The organism is Pseudomonas sp. NFPP24, assembly GCF_900112095.1.
Classification (GTDB): domain Bacteria; phylum Pseudomonadota; class Gammaproteobacteria; order Pseudomonadales; family Pseudomonadaceae; genus Aquipseudomonas; species Aquipseudomonas extremorientalis.
The window spans coordinates 168806-183314 of sequence record NZ_FOKD01000005.1; the positions used below are offsets into that span (position 1 = coordinate 168806).

Genomic DNA, 14509 nt, shown 5'->3' on the forward strand with positions numbered 1-14509 from the left:
GAAAAACATCCATGAACCCACGTATTGCGCTGTCCTGCTTGTCCCTCGCCCTGGCCGCCTCAACGGCGCACGCCGCACCCACGCTGTACCTGGGCATGAACGGCGGCACCATGGAACGGGTGTATGCCGACAAGGTGCTACCTGCGTTCGAAAAGGCCAATAACGTAAAGGTGGTGATCGTGCCCGGCACCTCGTCGGACATCCTCGCCAAGGTCCAGGCCAACAAAGACAACCCGCAGATGCACGTGATGTTCCTCGACGACGGCATCATGTACCGCGCGATCTCCATGGGCCTGTGCGACAAACTGGCGCCGAGCCCGACCCTGGAACAGATCCCGGCCAAGGCGAAGATCAAGGACGAAGCCGTGGCCGTGACCCTCGGCGTGACCGGCCTGGGCTACAACGCCAGGATGTTCAAGGAAAAAGGCTGGGCCGCGCCCACCTCGTGGATGGACCTGGCCGACCCGCGCTTCAAGGAGAAAGTGGTGTTCCAGTCCCTGGCGTCGTCCACCTTCGGCCTGCACGGCTTCCTGATGTTCAACCGCATCCAGGGCGGCGACGAAACCAACGTGGAGCCCGGCTTCAAGGCCTGGCCAAAAACCGTAGGCCCCAATGTGCTGGAATACATCGCCAGCTCGGCAAAAATCTCCGAGATGGTGCAGACCGACGAAGCCGCGATCTTTCCTTTGACCCCAACCCAGGTCGCCACCCAGAAACTGCTCGGCGTGCCCATGGAATACGCGCAGCCCAAGGAAGGCGCCGTGGTGCTGAACGTGGCCGAATGCGTGATCGCCCGCAATGACCAGCCAGAACTGGCGCAGAAACTCGCGGCCTTCCTGCTGACCGCCGAAGCCCAGGCACCGGCGCTGGAAGAAGGCGACCAGATTCCGTCGAACCCGACCACGCCGACCACCGACAAGACCCGTGCGCGGGTGGAAGCGATGCAGGGTTACTTGCAGACGGCAATTTCGATCGACTGGGACCAGGTGAACCAGGCGCGGCCGGAGTGGAACGCGCGGTGGAGTCGGTCGATCGAGCGTTAATCAAAGGGGCGCAATCGGCAGCGCGCGTTTGTGTGCTGTCTTGCTGTACGCGCCCTCGACAATCGTCCTCACCCGCTCGCTCACCGGTTCGCCCATCAGGTAGGCGTCGATCTCTGCATACGTGCAACCGTAGGCGTGCTCGTCCAGCTTGCCCGGTACCAGCTCTTCCAGGTCGGCCGTCGGGTGTTTGTGCACCAGGTTGTCCGGTGCGCCGAGGGCTGTGGCGAGCAGGCGCACTTGGGTTTTGGTCAGGCCGGACAGCGGGGCCAGGTCGCAGGCGCCGTCGCCGAACTTGGTGAAAAAACCCATCAGCGCTTCGGCGCCGTGGTCGGTGCCGACCACCAGGCCATTGTGCAGGTTGGCCACGGCGTATTGCGCGATCATGCGCGTGCGGGCCTTGACGTTGCCCTTGATGAAATCGACATGCTCGGCGCTGGCTTCGGCGGCGGTCAGGCTGGCCATCAGGCCGTCGACGCTGGCGGCGATGTTGAGGGTGTCGATGTGGTCCGCAGTGATGAAGTCCAGGGAGGCCTGGGCGTCGCGTTCATCGGCCTGGGTCTTGTAGGGCAGGCGCATGGCGATGAAGCGTGCGGCGTAACCCTCGCTGCGCAGTTGCTCTGCCGCCATTTGGCACAGGCGGCCGGCGGTGAGGGAGTCGACGCCGCCACTGATGCCCAATACCAGGGCCTTGCAGCCCGAGTGGCGCAAGGTGGTCTTGATGAAGTCGATGCGCCGTTGGATTTCCTCGGGCTCGCCGCCTTGGGTCAACGCGCGATTGATGTTCAGTTCCCGTGCGATACGTTCTTGCATGTCACACCTCCACACTGCCAACGTTGAACACTTGTGCTGCGTACTGCAAAAACGAGGCGTCTTCGCAGACGTTCTTGATCGGGTCATCGGAGAACTTCACCACTGGCTCGCCGTGCACCCGCACCAGTTTCATCACGATGCTCAGCGGCTCAACGCCGTCCACATCGCAGGCCAGGCTGGTGCCCATGCCGAAGCCGAACCTGGCCTTGCCGCGCACGTGACGCAGGATCGGCAGGCATTTTTCGAAGTTCAGGCCATCGGAGAACATCAGGTCCTTGGTCATCGGGTCGATGCCCAGTTGCTTGTAGCGGGCCAACACCTTGTCGGCCCAGGCGATGGGGTCGCCGGAGTCCTGGCGCAGGCCGTCGTAGAGCTTGGCGAAGTACAGGTCGAAGTCCTTGAGGAAAAAGTCGGTGCTGATGCAGTCAGTCAGGGCGATCCCCAGGCGACCACGGTACTCGCGCACCCAGTTTTCCAGGGCGGCGTTCTGGCTCTCGCGCAGCCGGCCCAGTTGCTGGTGCACCATCAGCCATTGGTGGGCCATGGTGCCGATCAGCGGCAGGTCGAATTCGTAGGCCAGGTGCGCGTTGCTGGTGCCGACGAACTGGCCGGGGAAATCGCGGCGCATGATGTCGACCACTTCACGCTGGGCCTTGAACGACAGGCGCCGACGAGTGGAGAAGTCCGATACACGCAGGTCGGCCAGTTCATCGCGGCTGAGGTTTTTCTCCAGCCAGTCGAACTTCTGGTAGAGCTTGCGGGTGACGTCTTCAAGGGTTACATCGGGGTATTTGTCGCGGTTGCGCAGCTCGCTGACCAACGCCAGTACCGGTTGCTCGAACATGATGCAGTGCAGCATCGGCCCGACCACGCGGATATTGAGTTGGCCGTCGACTTCACTGACGTGGATGTAGCGCAGGTTGAAACGGAACAGGCCAAGGAAGCGCTCGTAATCCGGGGTGAGGTATTCGCGAAAACGTGGGTTGAACAGGAAGCGCAACTCGCCTTCGCGCATCCGCAGGCTGGCGAGTTTCTCCAGTTCGGCACGGATTTCAGGAATCAGGTGGCCGAGCTTTTCCCTGGAGCGGACGATGAAGTTGTACTCCACATCAACGTTGGGGTACTGGTGCAACACCGCCTGCATCATGGTGAAGGTGTAGTAATCGGTGTCGAGCAACCCCTGGATCACCGGGGATTCGTAGTCGTACGCACTTTCCATGGTGTCTCTCCTTAACGCGTGGCCATTGCGGCCAGTTCTTCGCGGGTGCGGCTGATAGCGGCACCGGCCTTGAGCAACTCATTGACCGCCTGTACACCGCCCTCCTCGCTGATGCCTCGGCACGCCGGCAAGTGCAGCACCACTTCCAGGCCGGCCTTGAGCAACTGCAACGCGGTGGTCTTGACACAGTAATCCAGGGCCAGGCCGCCGACGATCACGCGAACCACGCCTTGGGCTTTCAAATACTCGATGACGCCGGTGGACAGCTTGTCGTGCAGGTCGTGGTAGCAGGCGCCGTAGGGATGCAGGTCGGGTTCGACGCCTTTCCAGATGAAGTAGTCGTAGTCATAAGGCGTGGGCAACTCATCCAGCAGGGTGAAGCCCTCGGTGCCGGGTACACAGTGGCTGACCCAAGTGACATCGGCATGGGCCAGGCCGGTGGGTTGCAGCATGTCGCTGTGCTGCGCCACCACCCAGGGCGCGTGCGGGGTGTGGGCGTCCTTACTGCCGACACGATGGCCGGCAAGGCTGGCCATGTAGTTGAGCTCGGCGCCGATCCGGTCACCGCCGGCCACCGGCAACTCGTTGGGGCACAGCGGCGTGAAGCTCTTCTGGGCGTCGACGTCGAATGAGGCAATGGCGGTTGTCGCGAGGGTCATGGTGGTTCTCCTGTGGCCTGGAAACAAAAGTACACGTCATGTACTTTCATTGCAACAAACATTTGCGTATCTATCCTGGACTCAGTACATGACATATCTGTTCGATCCGTTAGACTGTGCCGCACTGCTGTTTAGAAGGACATCACATGCCTCGTAGCGCCTACCTCCATACCGTCGACCTGTGCGTGCTGTCTTACTGCCGCCTCTCTGGCGAGCTGAAACTGCTGCTGAACCAGCGCGACGCCGAGCCCTTCGCCGGGCACTGGGCGCTGCCGGGCGTGGTGGTAAATGGCGGCGTGCAGGACCTGAGCCTCCAGGCTGCGGTGGAGCGCTTGCGGGCGAGTGACAAGGTCGGGCTGGACCTGGCCTGGAGCGAACAGGTGGGGACGGTGGGGGATGCGTTTCGCGATCCGCGCTGCTGGTCGTCGTCCACCTATTACCTGGCGATCGTGAACGAGGACGTGACGCTAAGTGAGCACCAGGGCTGGTATTCGCTGACAGCGGTGGCGAGTGGCGGCATCAAGTTGCCGTTCGATCACAACAGCATTGTGGCAGCGGTGCAGGACCGTTTGTTTTCCAAGTCGTTGTACAGCAACTTGCCGCTGATGTTTCTGGGCAATGAATTCAGCGCACCGGACGCGACCACGATTTTCTCCCTGGTGCTGGCGCGGCCGGTGTTGAAGACCAGTATTCGCCAGCGGTTGTTGAAGCTGACGGAGGCAGGGTATCTGCGCGAGACCGGGCGCAAGAAGCAGGGTGAAGGCGGCAGGCCCCAGGCGACGGTGGAGAACCTGAAGCCTGGAGAGATTTACTTCTTCGACCGCAGTTTTGCGGACTAGCCCCGAATCAACGAACAAAGAGGCTCAACTGTGGGAGGGGGCTTGCCCCTCCCACATTGGGCCCTAGTTCATCCAGTTGCCGCCATCGACATTGTAGGTCTGCGCCACCACGTAGTCGGCCTCTTTTGACGCCAGGAAGATCGCCATTCCGGTCAGGTCCTGCGCCGTACCCATCCGTCCAAAGGGTACCTCGGCCCCTACCCGCTTCTTCTTCTCTCCCGGAGCCAGCCCTTCATGCCTGGCAAACAGCGCATCCACCCCGTCCCAGTGCTCGCCGTCCACCACACCCGGCGCAATGGCATTGACGTTGATGCCCTGCCTGATCAGGTTCAACCCAGCCGATTGCGTCAGACTGATCACCGCCGCCTTGGTCGCGCAGTAGATCGCCACCAGTGGCTCGCCGCGCCGTCCGGCCTGGCTGGCCATGTTGATGATCTTGCCGCCATGGCCCTGGCGGATCATCTGCCGCGCCGCGGCTTGCAGGGTGAACAGCGTACCGGCGACGTTGATCGAGAACAGCCGCTCGTAGCTGTCGCGGGTGATGTCGACGATGGGTGCCAAGTCGAACAGCGCAGCGTTGTTGACCAGGATATCCAGCTTGCCGGCCTGGGCCACCACGGCGGCAATCGCGCCGTCGATAGAGGCCTGGTCGGTGACGTCCATGGCCACGGCGTAGGCCTGCGGGCCCAGCTTGGCAGCCGTGGCCTGGGCCCGTTGCAGGTTGATATCGGCGATGGCGACTGTAGCGCCCTCTTCGATGTAGGCCTGGGCGAAGGCGCGGCCGATACCGCGCGCCGATCCGGTGATCAGCGCGCTTTTACCTTCCAGTCGTTTCATCAGTAGGTCCCGTCAAAAGTTACTTCGGATAGCCGGCGCGTTTCATCTCGCGCTCGGTGGTGGACTGCGCTTGCAGCAAGGCCTGGTCAACCGACATGCCACCGGTCAGCGCCGCCGAGAACAGCTTGCCGACCGAGGTGCCGATGGCCTGGAACTCGGGGATGGTCACGTACTGGATACCCACGTACGGCACCGGCTTGACGGACGGATGCGCGGGGTCGGCGTGTTTCATCATCTCCAGGGTCACCCGGGCAAACGGGGCCGCCTGCAGATACGCCTCGTTGTAGGTGGACTGGCGGGTGCCTGGCGGCACGTTGGTGATGCCTTCTTTGTCGGCCACCAGTTGGATGTAGTCCTTGGACGTCGCCCAACTGATAAAGGCCTTGGCGGCGTCCTTGTGTTTGGAAGTGGCCGGGATCGCCAGGGACCAGGCGTAGAGCCAGGACGAACCTTTATCGGTGACCTCGGTGGGCGCGGCAGCAAAGCCTACGCTGTCGGCCACTTTGCTCTGGCTTTTATCGGTGGTGAAGGAGCCGGCGACGCTGGCATCGACCCAGATTGCACATTTGCCGCTATTGAACAGCGCCAGGGTTTCGTTGAAGCCATTGCTGGACACGCCCGGCGGGCCGTACTGTTTGAGGGTGTTGACATAGAAGTTGGCGGCCGCGGTCCACTCGGGGCTGGTCAGCTCGGGCTTCCACTGCTCGTCGAACCAGCGCGCGCCAAAGGCGTTGGCCATGGTGCTGAGCAAGGCGATGTTCTCGCCCCAGCCGGCCTTGCCGCGCAGGCACATGCCGTATTGGCCCTTGTCCTTGGCGGTGAGCTTGGAAGCGAACTCACCGAGCTGGGTCCAGGTGGGGTGCGCCGGCATGCTCAGGCCCGCCTGCTGGAACAGGTCGGTGCGGTAGTAGGTGACAGTGCTTTCGCCGTAGAACGGCAAGGCATAGAGGGTGTTGTCGACCGACAGGCCCTGGCGTACCGAGGGGAAGATATCGTCGACATCGTAATCGGCCGGCAGCTGGGCCAAGGGTTCCAGCCAGTGCTTGGCGCCCCAGAGCGGGGTTTCGTAGGTGCCGATGGTCAGCACATCGAATTGCCCACCCTGGGTAGCGATGTCGGTGGTGAGGCGCTGGCGCAGCACGTTTTCTTCCAGCACCACCCAGTTGAGCGTGATGTCCGGGTGCTGGGCTTCGAACACTTTGGACAGGCGCTGCATGCGGATCATGTCACTGTTGTTGACCGTGGCGATGGTGACGGTGTCGGCAGCGTGGCTGGGCATGGCCAGCGCCAGGCCGGACAGCAGGAACAACACTTGCGGGAGCTTGAACATGGCGGTTTCCACCTGTTGTTTTTGTTGTTGAGCGCCGATTACAGCAGCTTGGCCAGGCCCTCACAAACCCGTGGCGGATGCTCGACTGATACTTTTTTAACCCGGGCGTGCGAGTTAAAAAAGTATCAGTGCCGGACGCAAGCGGGGGTAGCGCCTGAACGCCCGAGGCGCGTATTTTGAAGTGATTACAAGAACCCCAAGAAGTCCGCTCATGCCCCTCAGCCGTGCCACACTGTTCGAGCACCGCCCCGCCGAACTGGAAGTGATCCTGCCCGAGCCGGACCACTGTTTCCGCTGGTTCGAACACGACTACCCCTACGACCTGGCGCGTTGGAACCACCACCCCGAATTCGAAATCCACCTGATCCGCCAAGGCAGCGGCAAACTCGTAGCGGGCGACTACATCGGTGCATTCAGCGCCGGGCATGTCGCACTGATCGGCCCCGACCTGCCCCACGACTGGATCGGCGAACTGGCCCCCGGCGAATACCTGAGCGGCCGCGACGTGGTGCTGCAATTCGACGGCGCCGCCCTCCTCGCCCTGCGCAACACCCTGCCGGAGCTGGGCGACCTGCAGCCGTTGTTCGAACAGGCTCGCCGTGGCCTGGAGTTCACCGGGGACACGGCGCTGCACGCCGCCCACCTGATGGAAGCCATCGGCAACGCCCAGGGCCTGCAACGCTTGATCCTGTTCCTGCAATTGCTCGACACCCTGAAAAACGCCCCGCCCCAGCAGGCCAAGGCCCTGGCCAGCCCCTGCTACGCGCCGACCCTGGATGCACGCAGCGCCGAACGCATCAACAAGGCATTCGACTATTTGATGCGCGAGCTGACCGGCGACGTGCGCCTGTCGGTGATCGCACAACAGTTGGAGATGAGCGAACCGGGCTTTTCGCGCTTCTTCAAGCGCAACACCGGCCACGGCTTTATCGACCTGATGCGCAAGTTCCGGGTGCAGCGCGCCTGTCGGCTGTTGCTGCAAAGCGATATGTCGGTGGCGGACATCTGCTTTGAAGTGGGCTACGCCAACCTGTCGAATTTCAACCGGCACTTTCGCATCGAGATGAACCAGACGCCGAGTGACTATCGACGGGAAACCGCGACGCACCTGTTCCACCGCATCGAAAAATGACACCCGGTCAATTCTGACCAAAAGGTCGACTAATCCTGTTTTTTTCCAAGCTGATCAATCGATTGAGCAAAGTTGGTACAGCCTGTGCAAACGTTTGCGGTACGAACTTGGCGACCAAGTTCACCTCTACCCGAAGAATCGGGTTCAAACCGCGTACGAATAGGGATTTTCAATGCATTCCACCTCAAGGCGTCCTACCTGCTTTGGTGTTTCCTTGCTACTGACCGCCGTTACGGGACTACTCAGCGCGCCCCTTTTGGCGCAGGAAAAACCCGTCGATGACTCAGCGCAGGGCGAAACCCTCAGCCCGGAAGCCAACCCGGCGAAAAAAGGCGTGTACCTGTCGGATTGGTTCAACCAGGACCTGACGCTGATCGGCAGCAAAGACATCAGCTTCGGCCCCAAGCCGCAGGATGACGTGTACCTGGAGTACGAGTACTTCGGCCGCAAGGGGCCTTTCGAGTTGTACGGCTATATCGACGTGCCGAAGATCCTCACCATCGGTAACAGTAATGACAAGGGCGTGTGGGACCATGGCTCGCCGGTGTTCATGGAGCATGAGCCGCGGATTTCCATCGACTACCTGGCGGGCCGCAGCCTGGCCATCGGGCCGTTCAAGGAATGGTACGTGGCCTTCGACTGGATCTACGACCACGGCAGCAACAAGGCCAACCGCGCCAATACGCTGTACAGCGGCCTGGGCACCGATATCGACACCCACTCGCGGGTCAACCTGTCGGCCAACTTCTACGGGCGTTACCAGTGGGAAAACTATGGCGCCAGCAACGAATATTCCTGGGACGGCTACCGTGCGCAAATGAAGTACATCGTGCCGATCGGCAAATTCGATAACGGTGCTTCACTGACCTACATCGGCTTTACCAACTACGATTTTGGCTCGGACCTGCACAAGGACAATCCGGCGCGCACCGCCAACTCGCTGGTGGCCACCAACGTGCTGCTGTATTCGTTTACCCATCTGCGCTTCACCCTGGTCGGCCGTTACTTTCATAACGGCGGCAACTGGGAAGACGGCAGCGAGTTGAATTTCGGCGAAGGCAATTTCCGCGCCCGCTCGGACGGTTGGGGTTACTACGCCGGCGTGGGCTATCAATTCTGATCAAGGAGCTTTAGATGAACGCATTGACCCGTCTCTCAATGGCCGCTGGCCTGGCCTTTCTGCCCCAGGTGGTGCTGGCCGATGCACCCGCGCCGATCAAGCCCAAGGTGATGCTGATCACCATGTTCGCCCCTGAGGCGCAAACCTGGATCGACCGCCTGGAACTCAAGCAGGAAGTGCGCGTACCGGGCCTGTCCGCCGAATATCCGGTGATCCGCTGCAATACCCGGGATGTGTGCCTGCTGGTCACCGGCATGGGCCAGACCAACGCCGCGGCTTCCACCCTGGCATTGGCCCTTTCGCCCAAGTTCGACCTGCGCCAAAGCTATTTCCTGATCGCCGGGATCGCCGGTATCAGCCCCAAGCACGGCACGATCGGCACCGCCGCGTGGGCGCATTACCTGGTGGAATTCGGCACCCAATGGGAGCTGGATTCACGGGATGCGCCGAAGGATTGGCCGACCGGCTATCTCGGCATCAACACAAAGGGCCCCAACGAAAAACCACCGCTGGACTACAAGACCGAAGTGTTTGAGCTGAACCCCAAATTGCAGGCCAAGGCGTTTGCCCTGTCACAGAAGGTCGAGCTGACGGAAAGCAAGGAATCCAGCGCCTGGCGCAAATACTACCCGGCCGCCCCGGCCAACCAGCCGCCACAAGTTACGCGCTGCGACACCCTGGCGGGCAACACCTGGTTCTCCGGCACGCGTTTGAGCGAGCGCGCCGAGGTGTGGACCAAGCTGCTGACCGACAACAAAGGCGAATACTGCACCACGCAGCAGGAAGACAACTCCACCTATGAAGCGCTGCTGCGCGCCAGCCGCGAAGGTTTGGTGGACATCCAGCGCCTGGCGGTGGTGCGGGCCGGTTCGGATTTCGACCGGCCGTACCCGGGCTACAGCGAAGTGGATAACCTGTTGAAGTACGCGGACCAGGGCGGTTTTGTCCCGGCGCTGGAGAACCTGTACCGCACGGGCAACCCGCTGGTACAGGCGATCCTCAACAACTGGTCGGTCTGGGAAACAGGTGTTCCCGAGGCATGACCGCCAGGATCAGGGCAGGAAGATGAGCTTGTCTGCGCTGCCCTGGTTCACCTCTTCGAAGCACTGCACCCCATCGGCCAGCGCGACTTCACGCAGGCCGGTGGGCAGCGGCAACAAGCCTTCATCGAAGAACCGCCCGAACTGCTCCAGCATCACCGCGCACTGCTCGCAGTTGTAGAGCAACGAATTGATCCCCACCACCGAACCGCCCTTGCGGTACAACGCCAGGGCCGGCAGTTGTACATGGCCGTCCACCGGTGCGGCGATAATAGCGATGCGGCCGAACGGTGCCAGGCCTGCCACGGCGGCGGGCAGCCAGAAACCGGTGGTGTCGAAGATCACATCCGCACCGCCCTTGAACACGGCGTTGACGTGCGCGCCCAGGTCTTCCGGCTTGCCCAGGACAATCGCGGCGAAGCCCTGGCTCTGCAAGACTTCAACCTGTTCCGGGCGACGTACGGCGGCCAGCACCTGGGCGCCACGGATCTTCGCCAGGGCCAGGGTCGCACTGCCCACCGCGCCATTGGCGCCGATCACCAGCAGGCGTGTGCCCTGGGTCACGCCACTGCGCTCCAGTGCATCCCAGGCGGTGGTGTACGGCACACCAAGGCTCGCGGCCTGGGCGAAACTCAGGTGGGTAGGCTTATGTGCCACGCCCTTGGCCGACACGGTGAGGTACTGGGCATGGGAGCCGTCGGCAAAAAAGCCCAGGTCACGGCCGGTGCCCCACACCTCCTGGCCGACCAGCGCCTGCGGACCTTCAACCACAACCCCGGCGAAATCACGGCCGGGGATGCGCGGCAAGGTGGTATAGGGAAAACGACCGAGCACGTTTTTGACGTCGCTGGGGTTGAGGCCAGCAGCCCTGATCTGGACCAGCACTTCACCCACGGCCGGCACCGGGGTGGCGACGTCGACAAAGCGCAGGTTGTTGAGGTCGCCGGTGGCAGTAAATTGCAGTGCTTTCATGGCCAATATCCATCGAAGAGAAAAAGAGATCAGGAGAACCAGGTGCCCACCAGCTGCCGCCCCATGGGCCAGAGCTTTTCACCCAGCAACATGCCCATCAGGCCGATCAGGGCGATGGCCGGCGGTGCGGGCGAGCGGAAGTCGAGGGCGCCGTAGATCACGCCGACAAACAGGCCGATGGCCAGGGAAATGAGGTAGTTCATGGGGCAGCGCCTTGTGGGTGGATGCGCTCAGTGTAGAGAGCACCAGCCTGAAGCATCGGCCAAGTGCTTCAGGATTTCGGCCAACCCCTCAGCCCACGTATTGCGAGGGCGCCACACCGAGTTCACGCCGGAACATGTCGCTGAAACTGCTGGGCGAATACCCCAGGGAACGCGCGATGGCGCTGACCGACTGGCCCTGGATCAACTCTGCCACCGCCGTGGCCAGTTGCACCTGGCGGCGCCATTCGGCAAAGCCCATGCCCAGGTGGGTCTGGAACAGCCGCGCCAGGGTGCGCACGCTGGCGCCGGCGGTTTCGGCATGCTGCTCGAAAGGGATCTCCAGGGACGGCGCAGCCATGACCGCCTGACAGGCATTGATCAGCCGGCGGTCGGCCTCCACCGGCATGGCGATGCGAATCGGCGAGCGACGCGCCCGTTGCAGCTCCAGCAAGGCCAGGCTGACCAGCGCGTCGTAGTAAGCCACCTCACCGTTGTCGCCCTCGTCCACCAACGTGACGATCAGCTCGCGCAACAACCCACCGACTTCGATCACCTGCACCTGGCTGTCCAGCGTTGCCGCCAGGGCCGGGCGCAGGTAGATATTGCGCATCTGCAAGTCCGAGACCACGCGGATACCATGCTCCACGCCGGGCGGCAGCCATACGGCACGCTGTGGCGGCACCACCAGCGCTTCCTGCGGGGTGTCGACCCACATCACGCCGCTCATGGCATAGAGCAACTGGCCCCAGTCGTGGCTGTGGGGCTCAATGTAGAGCCCACGCGGATAGGTGCGCGCCAAAGGTTGCACGGGAACGGCAGGATCACTGAGGTCAGGCGGCGCGGCCAGGGCCATGGGATGCACATCATTCGAAGGAGAGTCGCTATGGTAATCACCGCCGCACGACAATCCGAGTGATTTTTGCGGCCCGCAAACCGTGTGGGAGCACGCATGCTCCCACCGGTTCAAACACCGCTAGCCTTTGGCAGACTTGGCACATTCACACCCCGTCGCAGCCGCACACGGCTCACCATGGGCATGGTGCTCGGCACAGCCCTGGCAGCAATAGCCCTTGCCGTCCTTCATGACCGCATCAGGTCCCAGCACGCATTTGCAGTGTGGGCAGGCACAGGTTTTATCTGGCATGGTCAGACTCCTTCTTCATGGTCGTCCCGGTGCGGCGGACGCCGACACCTTAAGCAGTGACTGCGGCCCGCCTTCGTTGGTTCAAGCCATCAGTCGGTGCGGGTATTGCTGCGATACATGAACACCAGCGCCAACGCCAGGCAGGCCATCGCCACGATGCGGCCGCTCGACAGCTCGATGGCCGGGTTGCCCAGCCAGCCGAAGTTGTCGATCAGCATGCCCATGCCCAATTGGCCGACGATCACCGCGACGGTGGCAACGGCCGTGCCGACCACCGGCACCGCGCCGACCATCACCATCATGTACACCACACCGAACAACGCACCGGTCAGTTGCCATTTCGGCACGTCCAGCAGGCTCACCGCCTGGACGGGTTCAAAGAAGAAAATCATTAACGCGGTGACAATCGCCCCCACCGAGAAGGTCACCAGGCTGCCACGCAACACCCCCACCGCCTGGCCCAGGCGACCGTTGATCGCCGCTTGCACGCTCAACACCGCACCTGCGGCGACCACCACTACCAGTAACAGAATCAGATTCATCGCCTTAACCTCGTGCAATCAGAACAAGTGCCACCACAATCAGCGCCAGAGCAATCCAGCGTTCGCCATTGACCCGCTTGCGCGCCGAGCCGAACCAGCCGAAATGGTCGATCAGCACGCTCTTGCCGACCTGCCCGGACAAAATCGCGATCATGGTCATCGCAATACCGATGTGCGGCGTGGCCAGGGTCAGCACGACCACATAGATCGGTCCCAGGAAACCGCCGATCAACTGCCAGCGCGGCAGTTCGGAGAGCGCCGGGCCTTTTTGCGGGCCACTGAACAACAGCAGCAGATACAGGATCGCCGAGCCCACCCCGAAAATGCTCAGGGTCGCCCACAAGTGGCCGACCTGCACACCCAGCGGGCCGAGCAACCCGGCCTCTACCGACAGGCCCATGCCGGCCAGGATCACCAGCGGCAGCAACAGCAACCTCATGACGTTTTTTTTCGGCCTGGCTTGCGCCACACCCTCGATGGAACTTGCTTGCATACATCACCCGCGCTCAAGAAAGGAAACAAGGCGCGCATTATCCGGTGGCCGTGCTGTGCGATAAATGGGAGCATGTCGACAACACCTTTGTGCAAAACGCACAGCCTGGAGACATGATGCAAGGCTTGAATGAATTGAGTTTCAAGGCGCTGCGCCTGTTCGTGGCCGTTCTGGACCTGGGCAGCTTCTCCGAAGTAGCTCGCCGCGAAGGCCTGGCACCCTCCTCTATCTCCCGGCAGATACAGCTGATGGAACAGGCCCTTGGCCAACAGTTGCTGTACCGTCACACCCGCGCGGTCAGCCCCACCGAAGCCGGTCGGCTGCTGGGGCGGCATGCGCGGTTGATGCTGGAACAACTGGAAGCCGCCGGCCAGGCGTTGCAGGAACAGGAAAGCGAGCCCAGCGGCCTGGTGCGCATCAATGCACCCATGGTATTTGGCCAGCGTCACCTGTCACCGTGGCTGGGCGAATTGTGCCGACGCTATCCGAAGCTGCAACTGGACATCCAGCAGACCGACACCTACGTCGACCCACTGCAGGACGGTACCGACCTGCTGTTCCGCATCGGCGTGCTCAACGATTCCAGCATGCAGGCCCGCATCTTCGCGCCCCAACGCTTTCGCATCGCCGCCAGCCCCGCCTACCTGGCCCGGCATGGCACCCCGCAGCACCCCGACGAACTGAGCAACCATCAATGCCTGGCCTACAAAGGCATCACCGGCCAGCAGCGCTGGTTCTTTCGCAAGGGCCAGGGCGACTGGACGCCCTACAGCGTCAAGGGCCCGATCACCGGCAACCATGCCGACACCTTGACCCATGCCGCCGAGCAAGGGCTGGGGCTGGTGGTGTTTCCCTCCTGGTTGATCGGCGAAGGCTTGCGCGCAGGCACGTTGCAGGCGGTGCTGACCGACTATGAAGTGGCGACAACCCTGGAACCGCAGCAGATTGCGGCACTGTGGCCGGGCAGCCGGCGCTTGTCGCTGAAGGTGCGGACGGTGATTGATTATTTTGTGGAGTGTTTTGGGGGGGTGCCGTATTGGGATCGGTGAGCAAAGAGGCTCGGGAGAAACATCGCCACATCAGGAATTTTCTTACAGGAGGAAGTAGTTCCATTCTGTTTTTCCGG

Annotated in this window: 17 protein-coding genes; 6 read left to right on the forward strand and 11 right to left on the reverse strand. The window is 62.2% G+C overall.

Going from position 1 to position 14509, the window contains the following annotated elements:
• Positions 1–11: 11 nt before the first annotated feature.
• Entirely contained in the window at positions 12–1043 is a 1032-nt protein-coding gene (locus tag BM026_RS12425; protein ID WP_093528738.1) for an ABC transporter substrate-binding protein, read from the forward strand.
• On the opposite strand, the gene nadE is transcribed toward BM026_RS12425, so the two are convergent.
• Genes nadE through BM026_RS12440 form a run of 3 tightly spaced genes read right to left on the reverse strand, consistent with a single transcriptional unit; the run spans position 1044 to position 3731 of the window.
• The gene (nadE, locus tag BM026_RS12430) at positions 1044–1853 is read right to left on the reverse strand and encodes an ammonia-dependent NAD(+) synthetase (RefSeq protein ID WP_071491257.1); all 810 of its coding nucleotides are present in this window, start codon (positions 1851–1853) and stop codon (positions 1044–1046) included.
• Between the two features lies 1 nt (position 1854).
• Positions 1855–3072, reverse strand: coding sequence for a nicotinate phosphoribosyltransferase (pncB, locus tag BM026_RS12435; protein WP_071491256.1), 1218 nt, complete (start codon positions 3070–3072; stop codon positions 1855–1857).
• 11 nt (positions 3073–3083) lie between these two features.
• A complete protein-coding gene (locus BM026_RS12440) occupies positions 3084–3731 on the reverse strand; it encodes a nicotinamidase (protein ID WP_071491255.1) in 648 nt (215 codons plus the stop codon).
• 146 nt (positions 3732–3877) lie between these two features.
• Here BM026_RS12440 and BM026_RS12445 point away from each other — a divergent pair, with 146 nt between their 5' ends.
• The gene (locus BM026_RS12445) at positions 3878–4570 is read left to right on the forward strand and encodes an NUDIX hydrolase (RefSeq protein WP_093528741.1); all 693 of its coding nucleotides are present in this window, start codon (positions 3878–3880) and stop codon (positions 4568–4570) included.
• Between the two features lie 63 nt (positions 4571–4633).
• On the opposite strand, the gene BM026_RS12450 is transcribed toward BM026_RS12445, so the two are convergent.
• Both BM026_RS12450 and BM026_RS12455 read right to left on the reverse strand, forming a co-directional pair.
• Positions 4634–5407 (reverse strand): L-iditol 2-dehydrogenase, encoded by a 774-nt coding sequence (locus BM026_RS12450; RefSeq protein WP_093528744.1) that lies wholly within the window; start codon positions 5405–5407, stop codon positions 4634–4636.
• 19 nt (positions 5408–5426) lie between these two features.
• A complete protein-coding gene (locus BM026_RS12455; protein ID WP_371914390.1) occupies positions 5427–6686 on the reverse strand; it encodes an ABC transporter substrate-binding protein in 1260 nt (419 codons plus the stop codon).
• A 262-nt stretch (positions 6687–6948) separates the two neighbouring features.
• Here BM026_RS12455 and BM026_RS12460 point away from each other — a divergent pair, with 262 nt between their 5' ends.
• The 3 genes from BM026_RS12460 to BM026_RS12470 all read left to right on the forward strand — a co-directional run bounded on the left by BM026_RS12460 (position 6949) and on the right by BM026_RS12470 (position 10032).
• Positions 6949–7869 carry an AraC family transcriptional regulator gene (locus BM026_RS12460; protein ID WP_093528746.1) on the forward strand — a complete coding sequence of 307 codons (921 nt, stop codon included), beginning with the start codon at positions 6949–6951 and terminating at the stop codon, positions 7867–7869.
• Between the two features lie 172 nt (positions 7870–8041).
• Positions 8042–8989 carry a nucleoside-specific channel-forming protein Tsx gene (locus tag BM026_RS12465; RefSeq protein ID WP_092245807.1) on the forward strand — a complete coding sequence of 316 codons (948 nt, stop codon included), beginning with the start codon at positions 8042–8044 and terminating at the stop codon, positions 8987–8989.
• Between the two features lie 14 nt (positions 8990–9003).
• On the forward strand, positions 9004–10032 hold the full coding sequence (locus tag BM026_RS12470) for a purine-nucleoside phosphorylase (RefSeq protein WP_093528749.1): 1029 nt from the start codon (positions 9004–9006) through the stop codon (positions 10030–10032).
• A 9-nt stretch (positions 10033–10041) separates the two neighbouring features.
• Here the strand turns inward: BM026_RS12470 and BM026_RS12475 are convergent, their stop codons facing one another.
• The 6 genes from BM026_RS12475 to BM026_RS12500 form a co-directional block, all read right to left on the reverse strand.
• Positions 10042–11001 (reverse strand): quinone oxidoreductase family protein, encoded by a 960-nt coding sequence (locus tag BM026_RS12475; protein ID WP_093513686.1) that lies wholly within the window; start codon positions 10999–11001, stop codon positions 10042–10044.
• 29 nt (positions 11002–11030) lie between these two features.
• Entirely contained in the window at positions 11031–11204 is a 174-nt protein-coding gene (locus BM026_RS12480; RefSeq protein WP_076955279.1) for a DUF1427 family protein, read from the reverse strand.
• Positions 11205–11292: 88 nt separating this feature from the next.
• Positions 11293–12057, reverse strand: a complete 765-nt coding sequence (locus BM026_RS12485) for an AraC family transcriptional regulator (RefSeq protein ID WP_092245816.1) — start codon at positions 12055–12057, stop codon at positions 11293–11295.
• A 120-nt stretch (positions 12058–12177) separates the two neighbouring features.
• On the reverse strand, positions 12178–12348 hold the full coding sequence (locus tag BM026_RS12490; protein WP_081049255.1) for a metallothionein: 171 nt from the start codon (positions 12346–12348) through the stop codon (positions 12178–12180).
• A gap of 89 nt (positions 12349–12437) precedes the next feature.
• Positions 12438–12890 (reverse strand): DMT family transporter, encoded by a 453-nt coding sequence (locus BM026_RS12495; RefSeq protein WP_092245820.1) that lies wholly within the window; start codon positions 12888–12890, stop codon positions 12438–12440.
• A 4-nt stretch (positions 12891–12894) separates the two neighbouring features.
• Entirely contained in the window at positions 12895–13383 is a 489-nt protein-coding gene (locus BM026_RS12500; protein ID WP_093513687.1) for a DMT family transporter, read from the reverse strand.
• Positions 13384–13499: 116 nt separating this feature from the next.
• Between BM026_RS12500 and BM026_RS12505 the strand changes: the two genes are divergently transcribed.
• Positions 13500–14432 (forward strand): LysR family transcriptional regulator, encoded by a 933-nt coding sequence (locus BM026_RS12505; RefSeq protein WP_092246176.1) that lies wholly within the window; start codon positions 13500–13502, stop codon positions 14430–14432.
• Positions 14433–14509: the final 77 nt, after the last annotated feature.